This is a genomic window from Dehalococcoides sp., assembly GCF_041654235.1.
GTDB classification, from domain to species: Bacteria; Chloroflexota; Dehalococcoidia; order Dehalococcoidales; family Dehalococcoidaceae; genus Dehalococcoides; species Dehalococcoides mccartyi_B.
Map to the genome: position 1 here is coordinate 1 of NZ_JBAZDW010000108.1, position 3,060 is coordinate 3,060.

At 48.7% G+C, this 3,060-nt stretch carries 4 protein-coding genes; all 4 read right to left on the reverse strand.

Going from position 1 to position 3,060, the window contains the following annotated elements; translation table 11 throughout:
- Window positions 1-699 (reverse strand): hypothetical protein (locus tag WC259_RS08215; RefSeq protein ID WP_372644238.1); only part of this gene is annotated, 699 nt, incomplete at its 3' end.
- A gap of 6 nt (window positions 700-705) precedes the next feature.
- Window positions 706-2,043 (reverse strand): LysM peptidoglycan-binding domain-containing protein, encoded by a 1,338-nt coding sequence (locus tag WC259_RS08220; RefSeq protein WP_372644241.1) that lies wholly within the window; start codon window positions 2,041-2,043, stop codon window positions 706-708.
- A 215-nt stretch (window positions 2,044-2,258) separates the two neighbouring features.
- Entirely contained in the window at window positions 2,259-2,513 is a 255-nt protein-coding gene (locus WC259_RS08225; RefSeq protein WP_372644244.1) for a hypothetical protein, read from the reverse strand.
- Window positions 2,514-2,524: 11 nt separating this feature from the next.
- Window positions 2,525-3,028, reverse strand: coding sequence for a KOW motif domain-containing protein (locus tag WC259_RS08230; RefSeq protein WP_372644247.1), 504 nt, complete (start codon window positions 3,026-3,028; stop codon window positions 2,525-2,527).
- Window positions 3,029-3,060 lie beyond the last annotated feature (32 nt).

The following is a 3,060-nucleotide window of genomic DNA, read 5'->3' on the forward strand; positions in this document are numbered from 1 at the left end:
AGGTGTTTTTTCTGCGATCCAGTCGGCCGCTCTGAACGGTGCAGTGACCGCCGATCGTGGAAGTATCTGTTTACCGGCAAATTTAAGACCTCCTTTGGCTAAAAACTTCTCACCACCCTCGGCAAGAACTTTTTCTGCAAATGCTTTTCGGGCGGCAGTCTCTCCGACTTCAAGGATCGATTTCTTGAGGATTGATGTTCCAGCTTTGCTCAACACGACTGTACCGGCCTTTGTTGCTAGTTTTGCACCGGCCCCGTAGCCGAATGTGAGGTACGTCGTAGGATCAAGCAAAATGTCTGCGATAAATCCACCGACTTTGCTTTTTATTCCGAGTGCTTCAGATGGCTGAATGCGTTCTTGGATTCCGGCTTTGATTCCTTTTCCACTTATAAGACCACCGACTGCATATCCTCCGGTGTTGAGTACGTGAAGTATTTTTTGCAGGGTTGATTCTTTAGGTTGAGTGGAGGAGACGTCTACGTTATTTTGCAGAGCAAAATCACGCAGTCCCTCGACTGTGGTCACGTTTGGCTTACCGGCGGTTTTTGGAACTTCAGTCGTCACAAATTTTCCCTCGGCATTCTTTTGGTACTTCACTGCAGTACCAGCTGATGGTGCTGATGGTGTGAGTGGAGGAGTGGCCGGTGCAGAACCGGTATTCACATACTTTCCAGTTTTAGGGTCTTTGATGTAAGCCATAGCGTTTTAATTTCCGATGCCGAAGAGTCCTTTCAGGAAGTTCTTGCTGGTGTTGAATCCGGACTTCGCAATACTCGGTATCTGTTGAGTGAATACGTCTTTGACCCCAGCACCGAAGTCTTGAGCTGTTATTTTTGGCTGGCTCGATTTCAAAGCTTGAGCCGCCGCCGCATCAGCTTGCTGTTGCGTATTTGCTTCAGCGATGATCTGATCTCGTTTCTGCAGAACTTGAGCACGGATGTTTTGAGGCACGTTACTTGCAGTGAAGTTTGGATTGTTTAGAAGCTCGAGTGCGTAAGCTTCTACATCGCTCGATGATCCTCCTCCATCAGAACCGCTTGAGACTTTTTTTCCTGTGACCTTTGTGCCACCGATATCGTAAGACACGCCGGCCGGAGTATCGTTGGCGAGGTTTGCGAGTTTGATTGCACGGTCGATCACATCTTGAGCATCTTTCTTTTCTTGCTCTTTGCCGTACTTGGCATCGTCTATAATGTTGGCGACGTCTTTTTCTGAAGCACCGAATACTTGCTTCAAGAGATCCCCGAGAACGCCGTATTGGTCTTTCTGGAAGCCGAGAGTTTTTTCTGCGATCGTGAGTGGTAGTGTCGAGTCCTCGTACTGCATGCCGGCCGACTCTTTTGCCGATGTATCGGCTACTCCGAGTTTGTCGGCTAATCGATTGCGCTCGTTGAGAAGTTTCCGGTACTCGTCTATAAGCGGTTGTTTCTCTGAGGCGACCAATCTTTGTGTTTGGCTTTCGGTTACGAGACCGCCACCTTGTACCATTCGATTGCGGATATCTTTCTCTGAATCCTCGATTGAGAGTTCCATCGTGGCCAAGCGATCGTCCAAACTCTGCAGATTTTTCTGCATCACGTCTATGCCAAGTTTCGATTTTTCTTGTGCGTAGATGTCTGCTTTTTTCGGCAAATTCTTGAGGGTATCGAGGTAGGTAGTCTGGTTGTCCTGCATGCTTTTGAGTGCAGAATCGAGACCCAGTTCAGATCGGTACTTTGTGAGCAAACTGGTCGAAGAAGGCACTTCAGCGCCATACAGGGTGCTTTTCTGGGGTACACCGGTCGTCCCCGGGCTCGAAATTTGGTCAACGCGCTGGGTTACGGGCGAAGAAGGTGTCACGGGTGCAGGAGGGGTTGGAACGCTCGCCTTAGGGGCAACAACGGGTGAAGTCGGTGCTCCGGGCAAGTTCAAGCTTGAACCGGCGTATATCAGGTTCGGATTCTTGATACTTGGATTCGCTTTCAGGATGGCATCGAGCGTCGTGCCATTCTGCTTGGCGATTCCCGAAAGTGTCTGACCTTTTTGTATTGTTATTGTTGCCATATGTTTTTAAGTAAGTGTTGCGTACCTCCACGCTCCGCTAAAAAATACATAGAACCGTCGCGTGCCACCGTTCTCGTATAACGCAAAGCTGATCTGGTACTTTGGCGGATCAGTCGGCACGCTGTTCAAGATCGGAATGTCACGCAGAATTGAGAGCAGATACCCAAGTGACGGGTCAAGTTTGTTCTGCTGGTTTGGATTGTTGTCGTTTGGGTTCATAGTGGTTGTTCTCCGATTTCTGGTTCGACCACTGGTTCCTCTTTAGGAGGGACCGGTAGCTTGTCGAATTCGGAAATGATCTCGCTTATTTCTGTTAGCGATCTTTGTTTGAGATCGACCTCTTGTTCAAGTTCCTCTTTTTGTTGGCGGAGGACATCCATGTTGAGAATTGTGATTGACTCGGTGTTATCCTTTTTTCTCGCAGTCTTTTCATCGATCCTTTCAATTGTGAATTTTGCTGTAGGTTCCATAGTGATTTTGATTATTTAATAGTTCGATCCGGTATGTAGATCGTGGTCATGTCTCGAAGTCCCATGTCCCACTCTCCGGTGAATCCGGATGGTGACCAGACCTCGACCTTGATCTGAATCTTTTTCGCTCGTGCATTGAATCGCAGGAGTTTGTTTACCGCACCTTTGTTGTCACTGCCTTTGATCACACCTGCTTTTTTGAACGGTGTGACGAGAAGGTACGAAGTGTTGTTGTATTCGTTTCCGTTCTCAGAGTTGTAGAGTGTTTCGTCGACATAGACTCGGTTGAGTGCAGTGTCGATGCTTTGGACGTGCCGTATCTGTCCGGCACCACTTCCTGCGACGACCGTCACCTCGTCGCCGACTTCGAAGTTGCCGATGCCGAACGAAACCGTGAAGTAGGTACTGGTACCGCCGGTAGCAAAGGCGGTGTACTTTTGATATTTCTCGGTCGTGTTGTACTTCACGACAAATCGGGCAAAGGGCGTATCAATGAGGGGTTTCCAGAAGGTCAAGACTTCTTGGATGAATCGCTACCGCCGATATG

What these genes read in the sequence shown, in the direction of transcription:
- WC259_RS08220 (WP_372644241.1), bottom strand. Translation starts at nt 2,043, where the DNA reads ATGGCAACAATAACAATACAAAAAGGTCAGACACTTTCGGGAATCGCC.
- WC259_RS08225 (WP_372644244.1), bottom strand. Translation starts at nt 2,513, where the DNA reads ATGGAACCTACAGCAAAATTCACAATTGAAAGGATCGATGAAAAGACT.